Annotated in this window: 3 protein-coding genes; all 3 read right to left on the reverse strand. The window is 74.1% G+C overall.

What is annotated here, in order from left to right:
• Window positions 1-309: NTP transferase domain-containing protein (locus AC2W7J_RS18135; RefSeq protein WP_485984167.1), on the reverse strand; the 309-nt coding region annotated here is incomplete at its 3' end.
• The gene (gene moaC, locus AC2W7J_RS18140) at window positions 227-706 is read right to left on the reverse strand and encodes a cyclic pyranopterin monophosphate synthase MoaC (protein WP_427801149.1); all 480 of its coding nucleotides are present in this window, start codon (window positions 704-706) and stop codon (window positions 227-229) included. The genes AC2W7J_RS18135 and moaC, both read right to left, overlap by 83 nt.
• Window positions 707-1,410, reverse strand: a 704-nt coding sequence (locus tag AC2W7J_RS18145; RefSeq protein WP_485984165.1) for a molybdopterin-binding protein, incomplete at its 5' end; no start/stop codon positions are given.

Raw genomic sequence — 1,410 nt, forward strand, 5'->3', positions numbered from 1 at the left:
CGAGCCCGGCCACCGGCCCGCCCCGCGGCGGTCCTCGACGGTGCGGTGCACCCCGTCGGGCACGTCGACGTCACCGACGACGGCGATATCCTGCGCATCGGCCACCGCGACGAGCACCCGGTCGAGCAGGCGCTGCCCGTCGAGCTCGAGGTCGGCCTTGCTCGCCCCGCCGAGACGGGAGCCGGTGCCGCCGGCGAGGATGACGGCGTCGAAGGGGTGGGGTCGCTCATGAGTCCTCCCGGGTCCAGGTGCCGCTGCGGCCGCCGGTCTTCTCCAGCAGCCTGATGTCGGTGACGTGGGCGCTGCGATCGCGCCCCTTGACCATGTCGATGACGGCGAGGGCGGCAACGCTGACGCTCGTCAGAGCCTCCATCTCGACGCCGGTGCGGTCGGCGGTGCGCACGGTCGCGGTGATGTCGACGCCGGTGTCGGTGATCGTCAGGTCGACGACGGCGCCGTGCACGCCGATGACGTGGGCGAGGGGGAGCAGGTCTGGTGTCTTCTTCGCCGCCTGGATGCCGGCGATGCGCGCGACGGCGAGCACGTCCCCCTTCGGCACGGCGCCGTCCCGCAGCAGCGCGACGGTCTCGGGGGAGGTGACGACGCGACCGGCAGCGGTGGCAGCGCGCACGGTCGGCTGCTTGTCGGTCACGTCGACCATCCGGGCGTGGCCGGACTCGTCGAGGTGGGTCAGCGGATGCTCCATCTACAGGCTCCTGATCTCGACGAGGTCGCCGGGGGTGACGGTGTCGGTGTCCTCGGCGACGACGGCCAGCGCGTCGGCGCCGGCGAGCGAGGTCACCAGGTGTGATGCCGAGCCGCGTCGGTGGGTCGGGGTCGCGACGAGTCGACCGGTCTCGTCGCTCGTCAGGTGCACGGGCACGTGCTGACGGCGGCCGGCGGGGGAGCGCCAGCCGGACCCGGCGACTGCCGTGGTCGGGCCGGCCACCGGCGTGCGACCGAGCAGGTGGTCGACGAGCGGCCGGCCGAAGACCTCGAAGCTGATCGCCGTGCTCATGGGGTTGCCCGGCAGCGCCAGCACCGGCACGCCACGCCAGCGGGCCCATCCCTGCGGCTTGCCGGGCTGCATCCGCACGTGGCGGAAGGTGCCGCCGCCGTCCCGCTCGAGGACGATCCGCGAGACGTCGAAGTCGCCGACGCTCACCCCGCCGGTGAGCAGGACGAGGTCGGCCCCCTCGGTGAGCGCGTCGAGGCCGGCGACGAAGTCCTCGGCGTCGTCGGTGAGCACCTGCGTGGCGCGCACGTCGGCACCGAGCTCGGTGAGGGTGGCCGTCAGGTGGGTGCCGTTGGACTCGAAGATCTGCCCGCGCGCGAGCTCACCGCCGGGGGGGGACCAGCTCCGTCGCCGGTCCGCGGCGACGGCGACGACCGGCGTCGCGCACGAGGACC

The organism is Janibacter sp. CFPM2_SD2 (assembly GCF_057364645.1).